A 23,992-nucleotide genomic window follows, 5' to 3' on the forward strand; every position below is an offset into this window, starting at 1 on the left:
TAATTGCCAAAAAAAACTTATATTGATTCCCGTAATTGAAAAAATAGCATAACTCTCGATTTATGAGTACAATTTTAATCATTGATGATGAGCGCGCCATCAGAAGTTCGTTGCGTGATATCTTGGAATATGAAGATTATACGATTTTAGATGTCGACAATGGCCGGGATGGATTAGATATTTTAAAAAAGGAAAAAATAGATCTTGTTCTCTGCGATATCAAGATGAATACGATGGATGGGATGGAAGTTTTGGCGGAAGCACACCAAAGCAGCCCGGATATCCCTTTTATTATGATCTCAGGACATGGTACGATTGAAACAGCTGTTGAAGCGGCGAAAAAAGGAGCATTTGACTTTTTAGAAAAACCGCTGGACCTGAACAGATTATTGATCACCGTTCGGAATGCACTGGATAAAAGTTCCCTAGTCACCGAAACCAAAGTACTGAAACGAAAAGTTAGCAGTTCGAAAACTAAAGATATATTGGGTGAGTCTGGGGCAATCAAACGTATTAAAGAGACAATTGATCGCGTAGCACCGACAGAAGCACGTGTATTGATAACTGGAGCAAATGGTTCGGGAAAGGAGCTTGTGGCACGTTGGCTGCATGAGAAATCGAATCGTGCGCAGGGACCGCTTATTGAAGTGAACTGTGCTGCGATACCTTCCGAATTAATTGAATCAGAATTATTTGGCCATGAAAAAGGATCCTTCACTTCAGCTATTAAACAGCGTATCGGAAAATTTGAACAAGCGAGTGGTGGAACATTGTTCTTGGATGAGATCGGAGACATGAGTCTATCCGCTCAAGCTAAAGTGTTAAGGGCATTACAGGAACATAAAATCACCAGAGTGGGTGGCGATAAAGAAATTGACGTCAATGTCAGGGTAGTAGCCGCGACCAATAAAGATCTCTTGAAGGAAATTGAGGATGGCAATTTTAGAATGGACTTGTATCACCGCCTGTCGGTAATCTTGATTCATGTACCTGCTTTGATCGACCGTGTGGATGATATTCCCCTGCTTTCAACAAATTTTTGTGAAGAAATCTGTATGGAATATGGGATACCTGTGAAGGAAATTACGACTGCGGCCATGCGGGAATTGAGCCATCTTCCCTGGACAGGTAATATTCGGGAATTGCGCAATATGATTGAACGTTTAATTATTTTGAGTGATCGATCTATTACAGATAAAGATGTTGTCGCATTTGCTAATCCTTCTCGTGAACCGGTAAACGGTATAGCGCATGAAAAAGGCGCAACGAATTATGGTTTAGATATGGACTCCTTTGATTCGTTTCAAGATTATAAAGATCATGCGGAGAAAGAATTTATAAAATATAAATTGGAAAAAAATAATTGGAACGTCTCCAAGACGGCCGACGATTTAGATATTCAACGTAGCCATCTGTATAGTAAAATAGAGAAGTTTGGTCTAAAAAGAGATTAATCACTTCGTGAAAATTTAGTCTAGCAGCGGTGAACGAAAATTGCAGCTCGCTTGGGCAAACCGATAAAAAAAGAGATTCCTTAAGGAATCTCTTTTTTTATCGGTAGAGAGGAGACAGCTGAAGTCCTCGGGCTAAGTGTCGGCACACACTCAACCAAGTTATAATTCTTGTGTTTTTAAAATGGCCTTTACATTGGCAACAGATATTTCTGTATAATTATTTATATAATCATCACTTGCAGGCAATTCTTCTTTTTTATGGGTTGAAAGTACGGCAACAACTTTCATTTCAGCATTTTTCGCTGCGGTAATACCAGAAAAAGAATCTTCAAAAACAATACAGCGGTCAACAGGAATTTGCAGGTTTTCTGCAGATTTTAGGTAAACCTCAGGATGTGGCTTATGTAGTTTCACATCTTCGCTGCTCAGTGTGGACGAGAAGAGCTGGCGTATATTCAATTCGTCCAGAATTAAATCCATATTCTCTCGTGGAGCTGATGTCGCCACAGCAAGCTTAAAACCGTTATTCTTTAATTCTGTCAGAAATTCAATCAGGCCCTTAATAGGGGCAACGTGCTCTTTATAAATGACTCTAAAAAGCTGCTCTTTTTCAAATTCAAGGGTCCGCAGTTCCTCAGGGGATATCGGACGTTGAAAGAAATGTTGCATAATGTAACTATTATGCTTACCATACATATGCTGCTCAAATTCCTCTTCTGTCGCCTGTTGTACATTGTGGTTTTTAAAAAAAGCTCTAAAAGCTTCCGCATGGAAAGGGTTGGTGTGGCTGATAACACCGTCCATGTCAAATATCGCTGCGTATTCTGTCATTGAGCTAATATACAATAATTGCCTTATTTGATCGATTTTACTCCTTCATATTCTGGTAAATATTTTCTTCCGACTAGAGAAAGCTTAGATTAAAGCGTCCCTTGTCGCAGCTGCTTACCTCATTATGAAATTGGAAAAAGTCTTCATAAGTACTGGCAGGATAACTGCCTTCAAAAAGTTCCAGTTTTCTGTAGGTGAACAGTTTATTGTCTTTTATTTCTGACCTAAATTCATATTTTCCAAATGGTTTCTCAATAATTTTCTTCTCAGAAGTTATGTTTTTGAGCATATTTTCTGGAAGGGCAATGCTAATGCTATCGATATCGGCGTAGCCTCTTTCAATGAAAATATCTTCCGTTCTATTTCTACTTTCGGCAATGCTGGAATGTGTATTGAATAAATTAGGCTGGATCAAAAGTTTATTACCATTTTTCACCGCATAGTTTTTAATAAAAATATTCAGGTTCTCCTCGATAAATGGATTTTCCTCCTTATGTTCAATATAGTTTACCTGATTAAAATTGATATTGTCTATATTATAGTATTCCGTGAGGAGCTTATTCTTATCATTATTGCTGGCTAAAAGCACGTCCATATGGTTCTCATATTGGGCTCCGTAGAATTTGGTGTTTAAGGTCCCCTGGATGCTTCCGTCTTCCGAAAGTTTTAGGTCGGCATAGCGCAATTGAAGGTTGGTGGAGTTAATGTATTTCGGTGTATGCATGATAACTCCGCCATTTTCGGTACAGGCAACGACATCTCTATCGTCGGTAAAGTCGCTAAGAAAACCAAATGGAAGGTTTTGGCTCGTGCATTCCAGCCAGGTCGTATCATTTTTGAATGGAATACATAGAATGACGTGATTACCGTCCTGGGCATTTGCAAAGGTTTTGTGGAAACTTTCTTTGCGTCTGCCTGCTTCGACAATACAGTAATAGGAAGGGATATTGACGGCCGACAACATGCTTCGCATGTAATTGGCCAGTGCTTTACAATCACCATAACCTAAGCGGTCAACCTCAGAAGCGGGAAAGGGCTCCAAGCCCCCAATACCGATTTGGATGCTGATGTAACGTGTATTTTTTTGTAAGTAATTGTATAGAATCTTTGCTTTGTCCTTATCTGAGCTTGCGTCTTTTGTTAATGCAATAAATTTTTGTTTAGACGCTTCCGTCAAATCGTCTTTTTTGTTCAATAGGCTGTTGGATACCCATTGGCCAAATTCTTTCCAGTCCCCGAAATTTCCTGTCTTACCATAATAAATAAAATTTTTGGGAACGATGAGTACGTTTGTTCTTTTCAGGCTAGGGTTGGGGCTATAAGATTCCTCTTTTTTTGCCGCGATCTGTTCAGCATTCCATGTTTTACTTTCCGTTTTGTCATTTTTCTCTTCTTTGATACTTCCTTTATAATTCGTTGTTTCAATTCGACATTCTGTGCCTATTGGTGCAATAAATTGAAAGCTGCTTTTTTCTACAGATACATTATTGGACACTTCAGGAGTCCAAGATGGAATGATCAAGTTTTGTTTACTCCTAACCTCGTATTGGTATTCGACGGTGTAGGGATAGCTATGGTAGTCAGGTACAAATAGTTTTACCCGGGAATCGGCAAACATCGTACTATTGTCCACAGCGCTAATATCTTTGAAATCTTTCGTTGCAATTTTCTTTTGCAATATTCCCATTTCATTATAGATAGCCCCTTTAAGACTCTTGATCTCGGTAGATTTATTATAATATACTGGGAGCGTGGCATACCGGTCTCCATTTTTATTATACACTGTTATGGCACAGGTTATGGTGGTGATGACTTGTTCGGGAGATTTTATTTCTACCACCGTTTTATCATTGCGCACCGTAGCGACAGCCCTGCTCTTTAATGTACTTGGAATATTGGCGACGTCGTAGTTATCTTGCCCAATTGCGAGGATCGGAAGCAGGAAGTATAGTAAGTTGATGAATACGATTTTCATTTTTTACCGATTAATTTTATGTCTAGCTTTTGTTGTTGAATAATACGTGAATACAATTCTTTGAGCGAAAAATACTCATCGACTGAAAAGATGGGTTTGTTGAACGCGAGGCTCTGTAGTATTTCAAGTTGATTGCCATTGACCTGCGTTACATATCTATATTTTGCAGTTGACTCCGGGAGCGCTAACGATGCATTCTGAGGCTTCTCAGCAATTTCATAATGATCAGGAATGGTCAATTTAACGGAGTACAATGTTTTGGATTTAAAACCCATATCAACCGGATAAGTTCTTTCCTGTGCTTTAAAGGGGTTGTAGGAAATCCTGTCAATAATATTTGGAGCCAATACGAGTATGTCTTGTTCCATTTGTTTGGAGACATCTAGGATAACATCAAATTCTTCTATCAATAGTTGATCGATATCCTCCAGGTTTTGAATACTTGATTTTGTTAACGTGATATTGGGCATTTCTTCGTCTAGTTTTTCCCAGTATTCCTCCAAAGAGTTGAATTTGGCAATATGTTGCCGCTTTAGGAGTGCTTTGTTACCGCTACTGCTTATGGTGAGTTTTCCCTTGATTTTAAATTGGTCATTCAGAGACCCTTCCAAGATATAGTTTACATCGGAAGATTCTTGAGCCGTAAGTGGAAACCAATCGGAACTTTTTTTGGAGTAGATGATTCTTCCCCGTTCATTTAAGCATTGTAAAGGGAGCTGTCCAAAAGGTAAATATAAATTGGAGGCATCGAGTTTATACTTTACACCGTCTATATCCACGCAAGCGATGACGTAATCAAAGTCCGATAATACCGGGAATAGGCCATTGGGTGTACCATTTCGACGTGTTGATAAAATAATAGGATAGGCTTCCAGATCTGCCGCCAATAAAGCAGTTACCAGTGCTAAATTGATGTCGCCAATATTCCCGGTTCGTTTTTCCAGTGCTTTTTCAATACCAGTTTCAGCATATTTACCTAAATAATTATTCCATTTTATTTGTTTGTTGATATAGTTATATATCTTTTTTGCTTTTTCTAATTTGGTGTCAGTGGGCGATAGAATTGTTGCTAAATTGGCTTTGAATAAGTCTGTTTTTTTTAATTGACCTCCAAAAGTCTTTTCATTCATGAGGTCTGTATCGACGTCCTTCCAGGTTTTGCTAAATGTCTTCTTGCTGCCTGTGCTCGGATAAAAGATCGATTCAAGCTCATAATAGATCGCAGATTTGAAATTGGTTGGCGAAGTCATGTAATCCTCTTCCATAAATGCCGGAATGTTCTTCATGGTATAGGTCAATTTTGAACAATCCATTCGCAGCCCATCCAGGAAAATAAATTCTTTCAGTGCTTCGGCTTTTTGATCGCTAAGCTTGTAGGGGCCGCGTAAAACTACATTGTAGGCGAAGGAAGCGGGAATAATTGCGATATATTGGCTTTGTATTTTGGGGATATCATCTTGGAATTCCCATGTCTTGAAATTAAATAAATCCTGCTCCAGCGTCCGATAAGACACTTCAATAATAGATCCTTCTTTAATATTCGGAAGGGTGAACTTATTAAGATCCAGATAGGCTGAGTAATTTTCCTTGAAAACTTTTTTATTTTCAAGCTCTGTTTTCTCGATCCTACCATTTTCTAAATTATACGTAACAGCCTTTAGTTCGTCAAAATAGTCACGGACGTAACTCCCGCGTTTATACGAAGGAATTTCAAAATTAGCTTTTTTAAACCCTTCTTTGTTATTGATCCGGATAATTACATGGTATTCATGTTGAAGTTTTACGCGATTATCATAATCATCAACAAAGACAGAGCTCCGTCCAAACTCATTGAGCACGATTGCATTGGCATTGCTATCCAGATCTGTTCGTGAAAAATCTGAAATAGAAACTTTACCAAAGTCAAAAGTCTGGGCTATACTATTTGTATAAATAGAAAATATTAAAAATAGCGTTAAAAACTGGCGCATAACTATAGGTGTAATAATTCACGAATATAAGTTTTTAGCCAAAATTAAACGATACTTCCGGATAATTATTTATCTAGTTGCAAAAGATTATTAATGATTTCGGTGATGTTATCGACCTCTTCACCATCTTCCAGCATAGAGAATGCAAGATAGGTGGCGTAGATTTCAGGACTGAATTTTACGTGCTTATCAGCGATAAACCGGTCGATCTGTTCTTCATTGCATTCAAAATGAATACTTTGTAATTCATTGAAAAGATTGGTTGAGATGGTCTGATGATTTTCACCACAGGCAAATCCTGCAATAATATGGAATAGAAACTTATCGGTTATTTCGTCATCTTCCTTTTTAAACATAGCACGAATATGCTTATAATCGAATTTAGTTTTTGCGCTATTCACAATAGTGTCCCAAATCTGATACTCTGCTTTAGTCTCCATAGCTCGCTTTAAATTTATATTGGTATAAGCAATATAGCAAAAATAATTTGATTTTTGGCAAGGATAATGAAACTTAGTGGTCTATTCAAATAACCGCAATTAGCGGTCTATCTGTAGGCATAAAATTCAGCAGATCCTCAGGTAAAGGAGGGGATATCGATTATGATGAAGAGCTTATGCCTGCAATAAGGTGTAAACTATTTCCCCTAAAAAGCAGCCTAATATCACACCAAATAGAATTGACAAAATCACCTTTAACCAGACTGGGCTTGTTTCTAAAATCAGTTTCATGGAGCAAAATTGCTTTAAAAATATACTTTAATAAAGAATTTTCTCTTTTTTAAGGCTAGCTGTGGCGATACGATGACATGAATTTTGGCCTTTATGGTATGATAATTGAAAATTAATAGTTGGATTCGATTTTTTTAGTAATTTAAGTCGGAAATTGAAATTGTTGAAATAGCCTGATTTATAATTATGATAACACGAATAGTATTGACAATTGTTCTTTTCACTTTAACAAAAGTTGGGCTTGGCCAGCAGGTGAATATGGAGAAAATTCGAAAAGAATATGCGGAGGCCGTGAAGGACGAGGATCTGTGTGAACATAATTTGGAGACATTGACCGAAGGGGCCAAATCGCCGACAGAGAAAGCCTATCTAGCCGCCTATCAAATACTGTTAGCGAAACATATCGGCAATCCATTTAAGAAAGTTGGGCAATTCAAAGAGGGGAAAAAGCATTTGGAAGAAGTGATTAAGGAAAATCCAAACCATATTGAAGCGCGGTTTATACGTTGGAGCGTACAGGTGCATGCGCCTTCTTTTTTGGGCTACAACAATAATATCCTTGAGGATAAAAATTTCCTGGTTAAAAACCTTTATAAATTACCCAATGAAGAGGCTAAATCCATTATTTATAATTATCTCAAAGGCGCCAATCCTTATCTTAAAGGTGGGCAAGTATTTAGCGCTACAGAGTTGAAGGAGCTAGCCCAATAGGACGTTAAAGGTTGTTAATTTGACAAGACTGTGGGGTATTTTGGCTAGAATATTGCGTATCTTGCTATATGAATTAGTTCAACATCTACAAAAAGAGTATATCATGAAGAATTTAGTTTTTCCAATGACTGTATTAACGGCCAGTTTGTTTGTTGTCGGATGTGGTGTCAGCAAAAAGCAATATGCTGGTTTACAGTCCGACTATAGTAAATTGCAAACGGAGCACAGTCAATTGACCAAGCAATATCAGGATGGACAACTTCAATTAGCTGAAGGCCGGACGCGGATCAAGAGCTTAGAAGATCAGTTGGCTTCTGAACGTCAAAATAATGCGGACCTCCGATCAGCTTATGCTGCTTTGCAGAAATCGCTCGATAACAGTATTAATCAGAATTCACAGGGAAATATTAATATTTCTAAGCTGGTTGATGAAATTAACGCTTCAAATAAATACATTAAGCATCTCGTTGAGACGAAAAACAAATCCGATTCCTTGAATCTGGTATTGACCAATAATTTGACAAGATCACTTAGCCGTGAGGAACTGCAGGAAGTTGATGTACAGGTATTAAAAGGGGTCGTTTATATCTCACTTGCTGATAACATGCTTTACAAATCCGGTAGCTATGAAATTAATGATAGGGCCGATCAGACGTTAAGCAAAATTGCGAAAATTATACAGGATTATAGAGATTATGAAGTTTTGATTGAAGGTAATACCGATACGGATCCAATTTCTAAACCTAATATTCGGAATAACTGGGATTTAAGTACCCTGAGAGCCTCTTCTGTGGTACAGGCTTTACAAAATAAATACGGTGTGGATCCTAAGCGTTTAACTGCAGGTGGTAGAGGAGAATATAATCCAATTGCAGATAATACGACCGCGCTAGGTAAGCAACGGAATCGAAGAACGCAGATTATTATAACCCCTAAATTGGATCAATTTATGGAGTTGATTGATAAGGCCCCGGAGGCTACCGAGGTACCATCGGCACAATAGATTTTAATTAGGTAAATAAAAAAATCCTTTCCAAAATGGAAAGGATTTTTTTATTATCCAAAGAATTTACTTGGATCAAAGCCGTGTTCTTTTAATACATCATCTGGTACACCATTCCAGACTCCAGGTTTATTTCCGGCATAGCCAATATCTTTTACACCCATTTCACTGGTGTAAAATCCTGAAGAAGTCAGGTTGCGCATCAATGAAAAGAAGGCGGCACCTTGTTTCATTTCCGGCCTTGCCAAATCAGGGTAGGCGATATCATCCACCAACGCAAGTTGATCTTTTGCGCTACATTTGATAAATACTGTTCCGTAACGCTTTTTGGACTGGAGGTCGAGCCAACGAAGTCCGCCGCGCATCGGGATTTTATTATCAGGCAAATCTTTTACAATAAATTCGATAAAATCGGGTACTCCCGCTTCCGAAGCGCTTCCTGAAATATTGTCCTTAGGAATAATAATGTCAGCCAAAACAGTGATTGTCGCCATTTCATGTTCGTCGAAAAACTTTTCGGCGTATAATTGTTCTGTGCGTTCATATTCAAAATCCTGGACTCCAGGTAATTTTTTGCCATTGTCTGCTGCTGCATTTTTAGCATCTTTTGAATTGCAGGCTGCGGTTAAAAGACCAGATCCAGCTGCAATTAATCCTAATGCTCTTAAAGATTCTCTTCTATTCATGCTTTTAACCGTTTAATTTTTTCTTTTCTTGAAGTATATATTCTGCTGTTCGCATCGATAAAGCGAGTATTGTCCAGGTCAGGTTTTTGTCACCTTGTTGAACAAATGGTCCCGCATCGACGACATAGAGATTTTTACAATCGTGGGCTTGTCCCCATTTGTTCAATACGGAGGTTTTCGGGTCATTTCCCATTCTTGTGGTACCGCCTTCATGAATAATTTTTCCTGGAGCTTCTAGCCCGTACAATGTATCTGCTCCGGGTATTTTAGAAGTGATGACAGCGCCCATTTCGTGCATAATAGACTGAAATGTCTCTTGCATGTGCTTGGCTTGCGCGATTTCTTCATTGGCCCATTTGTAGTTGAAACGTAGTACAGGAATTCCGAATTTGTCGACTTTATCGGGGTCAATTTCACAATAATTGTCTTTTCTTGCCAATGCCGTTCCGCGTCCTGCCATGCCGACATTTGCACCATAATAGCTGCGGAAATCTTCTTTTAATGCAGTACCATAACCGCCTTTGGCCTTTGACTTTCCAGCTGAATTTTTTGCATGGTCATTTACTTTCGGTACCCAATTCAAAAATCCATAAGATGGCATATGTAAACCACCGCCGTATTCGATGTGGTAACCTCTAGGGAAGTTCAATTTGGCATTATCTTCCCACCATGGTGAATAAATATGGACACTTCCAACGCCATCTTCATTATAACGCTTCCGGTCGAGTAGCTGTGGTAAAAAGCCCGATAAGCTGGCTCCCGTAGAATCGTGGAGATATTTTCCAACTAAACCGCTGCTATTACCAACACCACCAGGATGTGATTTTGATTTGGAGTTTAACATGATCCGCGCACTTTCACAGGCACTAGCACCCAAAATAACGGTTTTCCCCTTAACGGTATATTCCTGCAAATCCTTGGTGTTAACATAAGAAACACCAACTGCAATTCCTTCATCATTTGTAATGACTTCTCTTACCATTGCATTGTCTATCACCTTCAGGTTACCCGTTTTCATCGCTGGAATAACCAGACAAGATGAAGAGGAAAAGTCTCCATAAACTTTACATGCACGACCACATTGCCCACAGTAGAAACAGGTACCTCGATCTTTAATATCTTTTGATACTTCGGTTAATACCGCCCCTCTTCCTGGAATCACTGGAACTCCAGCTTTTTTTGCACCTTTTGCAATATATAGTTCGTTTAAGCGTGGCTTAGGTGGTTTCATAAAAATACCATCGGGTTCGTTATGAATACCTTCTGCCGTGCCATATATTCCGATCATTCGATCTACACGGTCATAAAATGGCTTAACCTCTTCATAAGTAATAGGCCATTCATCCGTTACTCCATCCTTTGGCTTGAAATCGTCAGGTCCCATACGCAATGAAATTCGACCCCAGTGGTTGGTTCTGCCGCCCAGCATGCGTGCTCTAAACCATTCAAATTCAGTTCCCGCTACTTTGCTGTAGGGTTCGCCTTCGATTTGCCAGCCACCAAAGGCTGCGTCAAAATCCCCGAATGGTCTTGTGGTACCCGCACCTCTTCTTGGGGATTCCCAAGGCCAGCGTAGTTGTAACGAATCTTTTGCTGGGTCATAAAAAGGACCTGCTTCCAGCATCAATACTTTAAGCCCCGCATGTGCAAGTATATAACCTGCCATACCACCACCTGCGCCGGAACCAACTACGATGGCGTCAAATAATTCGGGATTTTCTTTAATTTGATAATCTGACATAATTAAATGAAGTAATTAATTGAGAGGCCTGTGCGATACATTTGCCTGAAGGCTTACTATGTAAATGTGGAGGTTCAATTAATTTAATGGTTATTGTTTCATGTTTAAAATCATCGTGAATATATCGATAAAAATTTGTTTTTTTTAATTTAATTTATCGATTTAGCAGATTTTAAATAAAGAATATGGGATTGTTACAAAAAATACTCTGTTTTATTAAAATTTTATGGCGAGCGATACTAAATATTCCGTGTATTTCGTTGCAGCGAAATACACGGCGTTATCTTTTAGAGGTTTTTTAATTTGATGACTTTGTTTATATGGATTTCTTGTAGAAACACTTCATCGTGTGAAATGACGAGTAGGGTACCTTTATAAAGCTGAATCGCTCTGGTTAGCATCAGTATATTTTGAAGATCTAAATTGTTTGTAGGCTCATCAAGGATAATCAAATCGGGAGACTGTTGCTGGATGGTGAGACAGCATACTATCAGACGCATTTTTTCACCGCCACTCAATAGTTGGCAGGGCTTGTCCCAATCGTCTTTTCCAAATAAGAACCGATTGAGTCTAATTTTGATTTCATGTTCAGGTAGCGCGGCGGTATTGAATTGCTGCGCTTGCTCATAAATACTTAAATGTGGAGATAATATGGAATACGTCTGATCTAAATAGATTGCGCGAAATGATTGCCGCTCAATTTTTCCTTGTTCAGGCATTAGTTGGTTGAGAAGGAGTTTAACTAATGTTGTTTTCCCAGATCCGTTCGGGCCTTGGAGTGCGATACGATCCCCACTGAATAATTGAACGTTTATATTATCTTTCCAAAGCTGCTTTGCGTCATAGCTGAAATTGATGTTTTCGGCCTTGATCATACTTTTTCCTGTTGGAAAATTACTGTTTCCCAAATCTATTTTAATTTCATCCAATGCGGATTGTGAACCACGAAGTTCCTGTAGATCCGATCTGATATCTCCAATTTTGTCCTGGTGTACATTTTTAATTTTGGCGGTACTCTTTTCAGCATTATTACGTAACGTATTCATCATTATGCGAGCTACACCTGCCTTCTCCTGCTTTTTTTGACCACGGTTGTTTAGTCTGTTTTGGCGCTCGATTGTTTCTCTTTCTTTCTCTTTTGCGATTTTGATCGCTCTTTCCTTGTGGTGGATATCGTGTTGCAACGCATGGCGTTCGATCTCCTTTTGAGCCTCGTAAAAGGTATAATTACCCCCATATCGCTTGATGCCATTTGGGACCATTTCAGCCATGTCATCCAGTAAATTAAGCAGGGTTCTATCGTGGCTGACAACGACTATAGTATTTTTGCTTGATTGAATCCAATCGTATAGTTGTGTTCTGCTGTCCATATCCAAATGGTTGCTCGGTTCATCAAGAAGAATAAGCTCGGATCGATGAATCTGGATTCCGGACAATAAAACTTTTGTTTTTTGTCCACCACTAAGGGAAGACATTTGCTGAGCCAATTGTATGTTGGGCAGATCCCATTGTTTGAAAGCCTCTTGGCAACGTTCTTCCAAAGCCCAGTCATCTTGAAGTCTATTGAAATTTTCCTCAGACGCATCACCGGCCAATATGGCATAAAGAGCATTCAATTTTTTATCGATTCTAAGTGCTTCAGCCACCGTCTTATGCTCGAATTGTCCAACAACCTGAGGGACATAATAGGTGCTAGCGCTATTATGTATGCTCCCACTGGTCGGCGATAATTCTTTGGCAATCAGTTGTAGTGCCGTTGATTTTCCAACGCCGTTATGACCGATCAGTGCGATTTTCTCTTGCGCGTTTATGTGCAGATTTATGTTCTCAAACAATAAATCTTTATTTGGATGTATATAGGAAAGTTGTTGTAATGAAAGCATGTTGAAATTCTTTAAATGTTAGAAAAGACCATTTGGACGGGTATCGTCAATGGATGGTATTTATTTCGTTCTAAAGAATTTTAATCTTACATGCAGTTTTAACGATGTTGAGCGCTACAAATATAGCGTTTTTATTTTGATGTCGGGAAAGTTTTTGAGGAATAGTCAAATTGTTTATTTTTCTACTATTTGCTTGGGACAAATTGTACTTTTGAAAAAACGAATATTGTGAATAGAGTTCTCCTTATAGATGACGAAGAGAAGCTTCGGAAATTGCTGGCCAAAATTATTAGCCTGGAAGGTTTTGATGTGATCGAGGCTGCTGACATTAAATCGGGGTTAAAAAAGCTTGAAGTCAGTGATGTAGATGTTGTACTTTGTGATGTGAAGCTACCTGATGGTAATGGAGTTGAAACGGCTAAATTAATTAAAGAGCGGTATCCAATTGTAGAGATTATCTTATTGACGGCATACGGGAATATTCCGGATGGCGTTCGGGCGATAAAAAATGGTGCTTTTGAATACATTACGAAAGGAGATGACAATAATCGCATTATACCGTTGCTTTATAAAGCCTGTGAAAAGGTTGCATTAGCTAGAAGGGTGGAGCAGTTAGAAAAACGATTAGGCGACCGACTTTCTTTTGATAAGATTATTGGGAAATCCAGTGCAATAAAAGCGGCCATCGGCATGGCACAAAAAGTTGCTGTTACAAATACAACGGTCTTGCTAACGGGCGAGACCGGCACAGGTAAGGAGGTTTTTGCACAGGCAATCCATCAGGCGAGTTCAAGAAGAGATCGTAGTTTTGTGGCGATTAATTGTGCCGCATTTACAAAAGATTTGCTGGAAAATGAGTTGTTTGGCCATAAATCCGGTGCTTTCACTGGTGCGACTAAGGATCAACGTGGTTTGTTTGAAGAAGCGCATTTGGGGACTATTTTTCTGGATGAAGTCGGGGAGATGGCTTTGGAACTTCAAGCTAAAATTCTTCGTGTTTTGGAAACTGGCGAGTTTTTAAAAGTTGGGGACTCCAAACCAACGAAAGTGGATGTGCGCATCATAGCAGCAACCAACAGAAATCTCGAAACCGAAATTGCATCAGACCATTTCAGGAGTGATCTATTTTATAGGCTTTCTGTTTTCACGATTGAATTACCGCCATTGCGCGAGCGCATTGAAGATATAGCGACATTGGCGCAATACTACGCTGATATCTTTGCTTTAAAATCCAACTTGAAACCGTTGCAGATGACCCCTGAGTTTGTGCAGGCTTTGGAAGGCAACTTATGGCGGGGAAATATCCGTGAACTGAAAAATGTGATTGAACGCAGTGTGATTTTGAGTGAGGGTGGCGTATTAGGTGTGGAGAGCCTTCCTTTTGGTGAACGTGAGTATAGGGAAGGGGCAAACGTCTTGTCAAATTTTGCAATGTCCAACATGGAGAGGCAGCATATACAACGTGTATTAAAACATACGAATGGAAATAAAGCTGAAGCAGCTCGATTGTTAGAAATCGGCATCGCTACTTTGTATCGAAAAATTGAAGAATATCGAATCCAATGAAACTTAAAGCAAAGCTGACATTCGGGGTAGGATTTTTATTTTCTATGATCTTGCTGCTTGCGATAGTGAGTGGGTATTATGTTTATCGATTAAAAAAAGATACCAATAATATTTTAGTCGACAATTATAATACGCTGCATTATTCCAGAAATATGTTGCTGGCTTTGGAAGACCTTCATACGAATGGGAAGAGCATGGCGCTATTTGAAGATAATTTAAGACTCCAGAAGCGCAATGTAACCGAGCCTGGAGAACGGGCGGTGACCGAACGTATAGATCAACACTTTTTGAGTTTAAAGAAACAGGTGAAAGATGCAACAATTGCTGCTGACCTGCACAAAGATATATTTCAGTTAATGTATCTTAATATGCAGGCGATTGAACACAAAAATAATATTGCCAATGCAACAGCTGAAAAAGCAATTTTGGCCATCTCCATTGTAGGTGCGCTTTGTTTTATGATGGCATTTGTATTGCTTGTGAACCTCCCTCTAGCCATTGCTGGCCCAATTGTACAATTAACTGATAGTATTAAACAAATTGCTGCTGGGAACTATAAAAGGAGACTTCACTTTAAGCGAAAGGATGAATTTGGAGAAGTGGCGCATTCGTTCAATACAATGGCTCAAAAGCTCGAGGAATATACAGAAAGTAAATTGGGTAAGATCTTGCAGCATAAAAAGAGAATTGAAGCGCTTATCGATAATATGCATGATGCAGTTATAGGGGTAGATGAAGAAAAAAGAGTGCTTTTTGCAAATGAACCCGCGTGTTTGCTTTCGGGGTTAAAGCACGCCGCATTTGAGGGAAAAAAATTAGCGGAAATAGCATCTTCCAATGATTTACTTAATAAGCTTCTCGATAAGATTGACTCTTTAAATCAGAAATCTGAGCGTCTGGATTTAGTTCAGATCTTTGCCTATGGAAAAGAAAACTACTTTGAATTGGAGGTCATAGACATTAATGTTGTACCAACAGGAGAGGAGAGTACGCATTTTATTGGACAATTTATTTTGTTGAAGAATGTGACAAGTTTTAAGGAACGTGATGTAGCGAAAACAAATTTCATTGGAACGGTATCTCATGAATTGAAGACACCAATCGCATCAATACGTATGGGGATCCAATTGCTCGAAAATAAGCGGATAGGAACGCTGAATGAAGAACAAAAAGACCTGCTTGAGGGAATTGCTGACGATACAGAGCGGCTCCTAAAAATTACAGGGGAACTTTTGGATATTGGGCAGGTGGAGAGCGGCACCATTCAGATGAAGCTGAATCCTGCGGCTATCGGACCGATTATAGATTATGCGCTGTTAGCCAACCGGTCAATGCTTGACCAAAAGCAAATTCACATAGCGCTTGAACTGGAGGAGGATCTTCCGATGGTTTTTATTGATAATGAAAAGACGGCATGGGTATTGACGAATTTGTTGTCCAATGCAATTCGTTATTCAGATAAGGGAGGGACAATTTCTCTTGCTGTAAAAAGAATAGGAGCAAGGGTGCTTTTGCGTGTTGAAGATCAGGGACAGGGAATTCCCGTACAATATTTAGCGAAGATTTTTGATCGCTATTTCCGAGTTCCAGGGAGTACAAAGGGGGGGACAGGTTTGGGATTGAGCATAAGCAAAGAATTTATCGAAAGCATGGGGGGAGAGATTGATGTGCAAAGTGTTTTTGGAACTGGAAGTATATTTTTCGTTTACCTTCCTATTGCGTCGCTTAAACAATCCACTTAGAAAAAGGAAGAGTCAATGAAATGCTCTTCCTTTTTTGCTTAAGAGGGATTTAAAGATCCTGCAGCTTGCTAGGCAGAGGCTGCAGGATAGGCACCCGCTAAAGTTTTATTTCATTGTCATCGATCAGTTTTGCATCACGTGTGTTTTTTTGAACGGCGATAGCTGAAAAAATACTCAATGAGAAGGACATGGCATAGAATCCTTTTTCACTTAGGAGCAGATCCGCATTCCATAAGCCTACGGTTAATAGCACGACGGCGGCAATTGTTGCAAACCAACTTAAACCATAATATAACTCGGTAACTGCTAGTCCTTCTGCTTTATCTCTTACACTTTTTTGAACGGAGATAACGGCAAATAGCGCAAATAGTAAAATTGTAAAATAATACCCTTTTTCATTTAATGCCATTGTTGCATTCCATAAACCTACACAATAGCCAACGGTACCAACCAATAGTGCGGTCCATGAAGCTCCGATAAAGGCGCCTGTTGGTTTAAAGGGGTTTCTTTTGTTTAAATTTCTTTCAGCTTTTTTTTCTTCAATCATGTTTTTTAGCGGTTCCATAATTTTCTTGTTTTAGTTTTAATTTGTTGTTGTTTTATGATTCAAATATCCACAGTAGCTGATTATTTTAAAAATTGATTTTATAAGAATACTGACGATATAATTTTGTTTAATATATTTGTTTAATTCTAAATTTAAGCTATGGCAGACGCGATATCAGATTTGATGTTATTATTGAATAAAGATGATATTAAGGATTTTAAAGCCTTTTTGAAACGAAAGAACAAGCGTAATGATGTGAAAAATATCAAGCTACTTGAGATTATAGAAACTGATGATATAAATAAGCTGAAAAAGTTATATGACCCCATTAAAAATCGGGATGCTTATCACGCGTTGAGAAAGAGGCTTCATGATAGTCTTTTGTTTTTTCTTTCAAATAAGGTTTTTGAACGAGACAACAGTGAGGCTCACGAGGCGTTGCGATTATTTGTTGTGGGGCGTTTTCTATTGGAAAGCGAGTTCATCAAGATTGGATTTAAATGCCTTCAACGGGCTGAGGAAAAGGCTCTTGTTCTTGAACAGTTTAGCTTGCTGAATGAAATCTTGCAAATCAGACTACAATATGCCCATTTAGATTTGACTGTCAATTTGGAATTGCTCATCGATCGTTTTACCGAAAATCAGCAAAAGTTGCAGCGGGAGGCTAAATTTCAGATAGCTTATGCACTATTACGTTCTGAACTGCAGGCTATTCATTTGAAAGCAAAAATAATTGATCTCAATAAGTTGATTTTGAGTACGCTGAGCAAGTACCGTATTTCTTTGGATGATCTCTTATCATTTAAATCACTCTATCAACTTCTGTACATTGCAAATGAGTATGCCGCAATACATCAAAACTATACACTGGTTCGTTCTTTTTTAAAAACAGCAGACAATTTTTTAATGAAGTATGATGAACAATCGGCGCATCACGTATTTTATTATCTTCATATTTTGTACTATCTGGCCAATTTTAATTTGAGGAATGGATTTTTCAACGAAAGCATGGTGTATTTAGAACGCTTGAAAGAAGTTTTATGCCAAGGAAACGCGGTTTTTCGAGCCCAGTTTCAGTTGCGGTGCTATTTGTTGATGGCATTGAATTTCCATTACCTCGGCGATGGAATAAAAGGTCTTTCCGTATTAAGGGCGGGGATTAAACAAGCGCCAGCAAAATCAAACGAGGTTGATCTTGCAGATTTACAGTTGTGTTTAGTGATGTTTTTAACGCAATTTGAAGATAAAACAGCATTGATTGAGCTTCGACAGTTGATTCGAACAGATGCTTGGTACGAGAAGAAAATGGGCATGTTGTGGACGATCCGGAAGAGTCTGCTTGAAATTCTGATCCATATCCAATTCAAACATATCGATTTGGCAACCTTGAAATTAAAAAGCTTTGTCGGTAGGTATAAAAAATACTTACTGAATGTAAAGGAAAATAGAGTGATTGATTTTGTTAAATTGGTGGAGAAATATCTTTTAAATCCTACAATTATTCAAGTGAAATCCTTTCGGGAAGCTGTTGAAGCTCTGGTAAAAAATGAGGAAAATAAGGATTTGTTTGTTATGGGCTTTCTTGCTTGGCTAAAGGCTCTCGTTATGTCTCAAAATCCTTATCAGGTTTTATTGCGTTTGATGAAAGAAGATATATAGATAATTAGTAATAGATATGTAAGATGATCTGTTTCTTTGAGGAATCAATTAGGTCCTGTAGTCTTTTGTAGAATTCGACGTTTACCATAGGGCATCCTTCACTGAGACATACTGGATCAACTTGTTCATCGTAGGGCATGCGGTCATATTTGTGTAGAACGATGTCTCTAGCATATGCATTGCTATTGGAGCTATCTAAGCCATATAATTTATACGCCTTTCCAAATTTCCCATTATACGAGCTGCCGATAGCATAGCTACCTAGCGACGTCGCATGAGAGTTATCCGTGTTGCTGAATTGCAAATGGTTCTTTTTTCCGGTTTCGGAACCGGATCCATGGGCCACCAGGCCCTGATCAAGAATCCGGTCTGTTGTTAGATCGACGACAAAAAAACGATTTCTTCCCGAGGGTCTTCTCATATCCAAGAGAAAGGATATGTCACTATTGTACGTTTTGTTGTTTGTGATGCGTTTTTTTACTTCCTTTATTGCCATCGTATAGCGGAAAGAGTCTGAAGGGGCATTTTCTTCCTTATCAACAACGGCCAAAAGCGTGTTCCTTTGAATGGTTTTGTATGTGATAAGGCCAATGCCAAGGATAATAATCAAAAGAATGATTTTATTCACATAAATAAAGCATAATTCATCAAGTACTTTTGTTAGAACTTATGTCAGTTGTGCAAGAAGCCTATTCTATTTGTTTATAAAATCGTTCGAAGGTTTTCCAGTATTTATCTTTGTAGATGCTATAATCAATTTGAAGAATTTCCCTGTATTGTTCGATTAATCGATCAATCGTTCGTGAGGCTTTTCGGAATTCTGTACAAGCTAAGTAAATTTCCCTTAGACTATCGGCGGTTTCTCTACCGATATTAAGAAATCCAATATCATTTGGAAGACTGTTCATTAATTCTTCTTCAAATTTATCCATTAAATCGTAGATTTCCTGATCGGGCATACCATTGGTTGCCGTTCCGTCATAGCTAATCTTTAATGTAACTATCCAGGGGTGAGAAGCTTTTCCATCCCAGTCTAATAAGGTCGTATTTATGATGGCAAATATGGGTAAGTCATTCTCCAGGGTGCCCTCAAAAGCGGTGTATGTATCATCTGCAGTTAGGTGTCTAACGTCGGTATATTTTTCCACAAATTCCTTTTCCCGCCAGATCAAATAGTCTTTTAATTTAAGTAGTGGAATCAGCTCTTCTGCTGCAAGCTCTTTTGAGGTTACATTTAGGTTGTCTATAGCTATAATCGAGTTCAATTCACCAATGTAATTGTCGAGAAATATTTCTATCCCATGGGAAATATTGGCTTTATGCTCTTCCGTATAATCGGGGTGAACAATAACAATATCAACTTCATCCGGATGGTATTTATGTTGAATGGGGTAAAAAAACATATCCTTGATGTCAAAAGTGAAGCCATACATCGTGATTTTGAATTTTTCCATATCCGCAATAGCGGGTTTTAATGCGGTAAATTTCCAATGCGCTAATGCTGGGGCAGAAGCGATCAGATGTTCTACGAACGCAATGTTTTTGATGGCACCGTCTGGGGTGATCACAAGTTCTGCAGTGTTATTGTCGTACATTCCCGTTAGGAAATATAGCTCCTTACGAAGAGCATCGATCTTCGGCGAAAGTTTGCTGAAAAAATGCTGATCAATTTGTTCTCCAGCCTTGACGATTTGAAAAAATGCCTGTTCGTTTTTTTTAAACCAATCCCAAAAATCCGTTATACTGTCCTTTTTATTTTCTTTTTTACCAAAAATAGTGTTCAAAAATCCCATAATTAATAGCTGTTTGATTGAATAATCAACGTGCGTATCTGTTACTCAAAGCGTTTTTTATAACCGTAGCGGAGAAAATGATCCGAATGAAACCATCATGAATACCTCTGCTCCTAAATTTAATTATATAATTACGATCCGGCAAGGGAATTTAAGTTTAAAAAAAAATGAACAAACAATTGTGTAGGGAGTTTGTTAGGATTATTGTTGGAATTAATAAATTAAAATTGGTCTTATGAAATTGAGCAAATTAACATTTTGTCTATTGGCAACTACGGTTGTACTTTCCTTCACGGCATGCAAATCAGGTTTGTCTGATGATAAGTTGGAAGAAAAGATCGAAAATGCACTCACGGGGCGTAAAACAGTCGACGTTGAAGTTGAAAAAGGGAAAGTTATCTTAAGTGGTACAGTTGCTTCCGAAGAAGAAAAGCAACAAGTGGAATCGATTGCTAAAACAGCAGGTGATAAAGACGTCAAGTCTATTCAAAACAATATTATCGTTAGCGCACCAGTGTCTTCAACGCCAGCTCCTATTGAGGTATCCAATAATGATGCGGTACTTGGCGCAGCAGTGAATACGTTTATGAAGGATTTTCCTACAGTACAGGCCAGTGTAAAGGACGGTGTGATCGCAGTTACAGGTACTTTGGAGCAAGCTAAGATAATTACTTTAAAACAAGGTTTGGATAACTTAAATCCCAAAAAAGTAGATTTAAGCGGTATTGTTGTCAAAAAATAAACTAGTGAAATTATGTCATTGCAGGAAAAATATAAGGTTCTTTTAGATACGGCACAGTCTTCAGGTGTAAATGACTTGAACTATGCCGAAATGGATGGCGTATTACAAATTCGTGGTACCGCACCAACAGCAGATGTGAAAAATAAGCTCTGGGAAATCTACGGTAATATAGATCCTAATTTCCAAACCGGAGATGTGGTCTTAAATGTAGATGTGGCTACAGAAGTGCCCGGAAGCCAGGTGAAAGTTATAACAGAAAATAGCAATTTGAACATTCGAAAAGGTCCCGGTACAGACCAGCCTATCGTGGGAAAAGCTGCTAAAGGAGAAATCATCACATTGATTAGTAAGGCTAATGATCAATGGTGGTTGGTCAGAACCAAAGATAATGAAGAAGGGTATTGTTATGCACAATATTTAGAGTCTGTTTAGTTCTCGAATGTTATTCATACGATGGGTACCAGTACGAATTGGTTTTGAAAAAAGGGGAGTTATTGATAAATAACTCCCCTTTTTTCATTTCACGATTAAGCTTGTCTGTTCTGCAATATGAGGGTACTACAGCATCTATCGTATTGGGGAATTGTTTGGAAAATCAACTGTACTTTAATTTTTGGTGTAATAATTGTATTACTATAATTGCAACAATTTTATTACATTATGTCGAAATCACGTTTTATCCTATTATTATGCTTGTTTTTAGCTGTTCAGTTGGGAGTTGCGCAAGAGTATGTTCGCTTGGACAAAGATCGTTATCAATTGCATTTGTCGGAATATCCAAAGGATACCATCCGGATACTAGAAAAAGGTAAGGAGACGAAATTGAAACAGGGTAAATATATTCTGCAGAAGAATCAATTTATGGGACTTTCCAATGCATTTATTACCATTAATCAGGATGGCATTGTCGACGGTGATTTTAAAATTGAAAAAGATGGGCGTACCGGTGATGTTATCGTACGGCATGGTGTGCTGGAGCAAATGAATGTGAGATCTGCTGCCTTGCCAGACTTTCAATATATGATAACGGATAGTTCAAGTGTGCAGCGTAATTTTAAGAATGGGAAAATCAGTCAGGAAAAGACGGTATTCTACCGAGCTGCCAATAGGGGTAAAAAAGTGACAAAAGTCTTTTTTGATAATTATTACACGGTTGAAAATGATTTTGACCATACCAGAGCCGACTATCGATTAGACAATACGTTGATGTACAGTGCCAAATTGAATTGTGGTGGTCAGGTACAGGAATCAAAGTCATTTGATGCCAATGGTCAATTACTAAAACATACCTATCGGAAAGCTAAAATTGATTACACGGATCTATATCAGAATAATAATCTTGTTGAGCGGAAATATAGCGTTAATAACTGCTTTTACCATGAGTATTTTAAGAATTCATTGTTAGTGCAAAAGGTCGTGGAGAAAAAGGATAAAGGGAATACAGAAAAGTATGTTTATAATGGAGCGGGAAAATTGATGGGTAAAAATACGGGTGGATAATTTAAAAATGCATATCCAAGCAAGTGTGGATGCGAATATTTTTGAATTTAAAAAATATAGCGCTACCTTTGTCAAACAATGAAGAAAATGAACAACATATTACGTCTTCCATTTTTCTTTAATTATTATCGCCCGATAATCGTTCGGGACCCCTATGCCTATTAAATTAAGAAATTCAATTATTATTTATAGCTAAGCCCGAACATAACGTTCGGGCTTTTTTTATTTTATATCACACCATGTTAAAAGAGTTAGCAGAAAATATCGAGATTATTTTACCGAAGGAGGGACTTGCATCGAAGTTGAAGGAGGCTGAAGAAAAGAACCGACCACTGATTATAAAACTTGGTTTTGATCCAACAGCTCCGGATCTTCATTTAGGGCACGCTGTAGTGTTAAAGAAACTACGGCAGTTTCAGGAACTGGGGCACGAAATCGTGATCCTCGTTGGTAGTTTTACAGCCCGTATCGGCGATCCTACAGGAAAAAATAAAGCCCGTAAGCCTTTGCGCCAGGATGCGATCGCTCACAATGCGGCAACCTACATTGCGCAACTGTCTAAAATTATTGATGTTTCAAAAGCGAAAATTGTTTTTAATGGAGACTGGTTGGATCAATTAAATTTTGCAGCTGTTATCCAGCTGGTATCGAAAGTCACTGTTGCACAGTTGATGCAACGATATGATTTTAATAAGCGTTTTAACGAAAACCAATCAATAGCCATGCATGAATTGCTTTACCCGATATTGCAGGGCTTTGACTCCGTACATGTCAATAGCGATATCGAAATGGGGGGAACGGACCAGCTATTCAATTGCGCGATGGGCCGGCAGCTGCAGGAATCATTTGGACAGGATCCGCAAATCGTGCTGTGTATGCCGTTATTGCGCGGGCTGGATGGAAAAGAAAAAATGAGTAAATCATTAAACAACACGATTGGTCTTTTGGACGAGCCGAATGAAATGTTTGGTAAAACCATGTCTATTCCTGATCATTTAATTCCGGAATATATTGACTTGACTACTGATTTCAATCAGGAAACCAAACTTAGCATGAAAACCCGTATTGAAATGGGGGAAAATCCAATGGAAATTAAGAAACTTATTGCACAGAATCTAGTTGCTCAATACCATGGCGACGAGTTTGCGACCAGTGCTGTTGATTATTTTGTCAGGCAATTTCAGCGCAAGAAATTGGAAGAAAAGGTCTTTGAGGAGGTATCGGGTCAACTATTGCGCGACCAGTTTGGTGAACAAGTTAAGCTGGTCGATCTATGTCATTTCCTAAAGGGGGGAACAAAGTCAGCTATGCGAAGATTGATTATAGGCGGTGCGGTGCAGATTGATACGATAAAACAGCTGAATGCGGAGCTAATGGTTGACTTGAACCTGTGTTTTAAAATTAAATTAGGAAAAAGAACTTATTTTAAAGTTATTTAGTAAGGTTTGTGAGGGTATA

The 23,992-nt window shown here is 38.5% G+C and carries 20 protein-coding genes; 10 read left to right on the forward strand and 10 right to left on the reverse strand.

The annotated features are described in order from the left end of the window. Positions 1 to 62: 62 nt before the first annotated feature. Positions 63 to 1,454, forward strand: a complete 1,392-nt coding sequence (locus B3600_RS21010; protein WP_070569233.1) for a sigma-54-dependent transcriptional regulator — start codon at positions 63 to 65, stop codon at positions 1,452 to 1,454. 159 nt (positions 1,455 to 1,613) lie between these two features. Here B3600_RS21010 and B3600_RS21015 read toward each other — a convergent pair whose 3' ends face one another. The 4 genes from B3600_RS21015 to B3600_RS21030 form a co-directional block, all read right to left on the reverse strand. Next, the gene (locus B3600_RS21015; protein WP_070569236.1) at positions 1,614 to 2,285 is read right to left on the reverse strand and encodes an HAD family hydrolase; all 672 of its coding nucleotides are present in this window, start codon (positions 2,283 to 2,285) and stop codon (positions 1,614 to 1,616) included. A gap of 73 nt (positions 2,286 to 2,358) precedes the next feature. Continuing rightward, the gene (locus tag B3600_RS21020; RefSeq protein ID WP_070569239.1) at positions 2,359 to 4,260 is read right to left on the reverse strand and encodes a DUF3857 domain-containing protein; all 1,902 of its coding nucleotides are present in this window, start codon (positions 4,258 to 4,260) and stop codon (positions 2,359 to 2,361) included. Next, entirely contained in the window at positions 4,257 to 6,230 is a 1,974-nt protein-coding gene (locus tag B3600_RS21025; RefSeq protein WP_286754288.1) for a transglutaminase domain-containing protein, read from the reverse strand. Before B3600_RS21025 ends, B3600_RS21020 begins: the two co-directional genes overlap by 4 nt. 65 nt (positions 6,231 to 6,295) lie before the next feature. Beyond that, the gene (locus B3600_RS21030) at positions 6,296 to 6,670 is read right to left on the reverse strand and encodes a hypothetical protein (RefSeq protein ID WP_070569242.1); all 375 of its coding nucleotides are present in this window, start codon (positions 6,668 to 6,670) and stop codon (positions 6,296 to 6,298) included. A 477-nt stretch (positions 6,671 to 7,147) separates the two neighbouring features. Here B3600_RS21030 and B3600_RS21035 point away from each other — a divergent pair, with 477 nt between their 5' ends. Both B3600_RS21035 and B3600_RS21040 read left to right on the forward strand, forming a co-directional pair. Then, positions 7,148 to 7,672 (forward strand): hypothetical protein, encoded by a 525-nt coding sequence (locus tag B3600_RS21035; RefSeq protein WP_053003898.1) that lies wholly within the window; start codon positions 7,148 to 7,150, stop codon positions 7,670 to 7,672. 103 nt (positions 7,673 to 7,775) lie between these two features. Further along, positions 7,776 to 8,675: an OmpA/MotB family protein gene (locus tag B3600_RS21040; RefSeq protein WP_046675648.1), complete on the forward strand. Its 900-nt coding sequence runs from the start codon at positions 7,776 to 7,778 to the stop codon at positions 8,673 to 8,675. Between the two features lie 53 nt (positions 8,676 to 8,728). Here B3600_RS21040 and B3600_RS21045 read toward each other — a convergent pair whose 3' ends face one another. From B3600_RS21045 to B3600_RS21055, 3 genes are all read right to left on the reverse strand, one after another. Then, positions 8,729 to 9,361 carry a gluconate 2-dehydrogenase subunit 3 family protein gene (locus B3600_RS21045; RefSeq protein WP_286754289.1) on the reverse strand — a complete coding sequence of 211 codons (633 nt, stop codon included), beginning with the start codon at positions 9,359 to 9,361 and terminating at the stop codon, positions 8,729 to 8,731. Positions 9,362 to 9,365: 4 nt separating this feature from the next. After that, positions 9,366 to 11,102 carry a GMC family oxidoreductase gene (locus B3600_RS21050; RefSeq protein ID WP_070569252.1) on the reverse strand — a complete coding sequence of 579 codons (1,737 nt, stop codon included), beginning with the start codon at positions 11,100 to 11,102 and terminating at the stop codon, positions 9,366 to 9,368. 287 nt (positions 11,103 to 11,389) lie between these two features. Then, entirely contained in the window at positions 11,390 to 12,985 is a 1,596-nt protein-coding gene (locus B3600_RS21055; RefSeq protein WP_286754290.1) for an ABC-F family ATP-binding cassette domain-containing protein, read from the reverse strand. Between the two features lie 228 nt (positions 12,986 to 13,213). Here B3600_RS21055 and B3600_RS21060 point away from each other — a divergent pair, with 228 nt between their 5' ends. Both B3600_RS21060 and B3600_RS21065 read left to right on the forward strand, forming a co-directional pair. Then, positions 13,214 to 14,551 carry a sigma-54-dependent transcriptional regulator gene (locus B3600_RS21060; protein WP_112374412.1) on the forward strand — a complete coding sequence of 446 codons (1,338 nt, stop codon included), beginning with the start codon at positions 13,214 to 13,216 and terminating at the stop codon, positions 14,549 to 14,551. Beyond that, on the forward strand, positions 14,548 to 16,293 hold the full coding sequence (locus B3600_RS21065) for a sensor histidine kinase (RefSeq protein ID WP_112374393.1): 1,746 nt from the start codon (positions 14,548 to 14,550) through the stop codon (positions 16,291 to 16,293). Before B3600_RS21060 ends, B3600_RS21065 begins: the two co-directional genes overlap by 4 nt. A gap of 97 nt (positions 16,294 to 16,390) precedes the next feature. Here the strand turns inward: B3600_RS21065 and yiaA are convergent, their stop codons facing one another. Then, the gene (gene yiaA / locus B3600_RS21070) at positions 16,391 to 16,858 is read right to left on the reverse strand and encodes an inner membrane protein YiaA (RefSeq protein ID WP_070569259.1); all 468 of its coding nucleotides are present in this window, start codon (positions 16,856 to 16,858) and stop codon (positions 16,391 to 16,393) included. Positions 16,859 to 16,999: 141 nt separating this feature from the next. Here yiaA and B3600_RS21075 point away from each other — a divergent pair, with 141 nt between their 5' ends. After that, positions 17,000 to 18,499: a hypothetical protein gene (locus B3600_RS21075; protein ID WP_286754291.1), complete on the forward strand. Its 1,500-nt coding sequence runs from the start codon at positions 17,000 to 17,002 to the stop codon at positions 18,497 to 18,499. 4 nt (positions 18,500 to 18,503) lie between these two features. Here the strand turns inward: B3600_RS21075 and B3600_RS21080 are convergent, their stop codons facing one another. Together B3600_RS21080 and B3600_RS21085 are read right to left on the reverse strand one after the other, a co-directional pair. Beyond that, complete coding sequence (locus tag B3600_RS21080) at positions 18,504 to 19,127, reverse strand: murein L,D-transpeptidase catalytic domain-containing protein (RefSeq protein WP_286754292.1); 624 nt, start codon at positions 19,125 to 19,127, stop codon at positions 18,504 to 18,506. 61 nt (positions 19,128 to 19,188) lie between these two features. After that, positions 19,189 to 20,292, reverse strand: coding sequence for a DUF695 domain-containing protein (locus B3600_RS21085; RefSeq protein WP_286754293.1), 1,104 nt, complete (start codon positions 20,290 to 20,292; stop codon positions 19,189 to 19,191). 235 nt (positions 20,293 to 20,527) lie between these two features. On the opposite strand from B3600_RS21085, the gene B3600_RS21090 reads away from it, so the two are divergent. From B3600_RS21090 to tyrS, 4 genes are all read left to right on the forward strand, one after another. Then, positions 20,528 to 21,034, forward strand: a complete 507-nt coding sequence (locus B3600_RS21090) for a BON domain-containing protein (protein ID WP_070569274.1) — start codon at positions 20,528 to 20,530, stop codon at positions 21,032 to 21,034. 12 nt (positions 21,035 to 21,046) lie between these two features. Continuing rightward, positions 21,047 to 21,466 (forward strand): SH3 domain-containing protein, encoded by a 420-nt coding sequence (locus B3600_RS21095; protein ID WP_046675658.1) that lies wholly within the window; start codon positions 21,047 to 21,049, stop codon positions 21,464 to 21,466. A gap of 228 nt (positions 21,467 to 21,694) precedes the next feature. Then, entirely contained in the window at positions 21,695 to 22,534 is an 840-nt protein-coding gene (locus B3600_RS21100) for a hypothetical protein (protein ID WP_286754294.1), read from the forward strand. Between the two features lie 239 nt (positions 22,535 to 22,773). After that, entirely contained in the window at positions 22,774 to 23,973 is a 1,200-nt protein-coding gene (tyrS, locus tag B3600_RS21105) for a tyrosine--tRNA ligase (protein ID WP_286754295.1), read from the forward strand. Positions 23,974 to 23,992 lie beyond the last annotated feature (19 nt).

Source organism: Sphingobacterium sp. UBA2480 (assembly GCF_002341965.1).
GTDB lineage: Bacteria > Bacteroidota > Bacteroidia > Sphingobacteriales > Sphingobacteriaceae > Sphingobacterium > Sphingobacterium multivorum.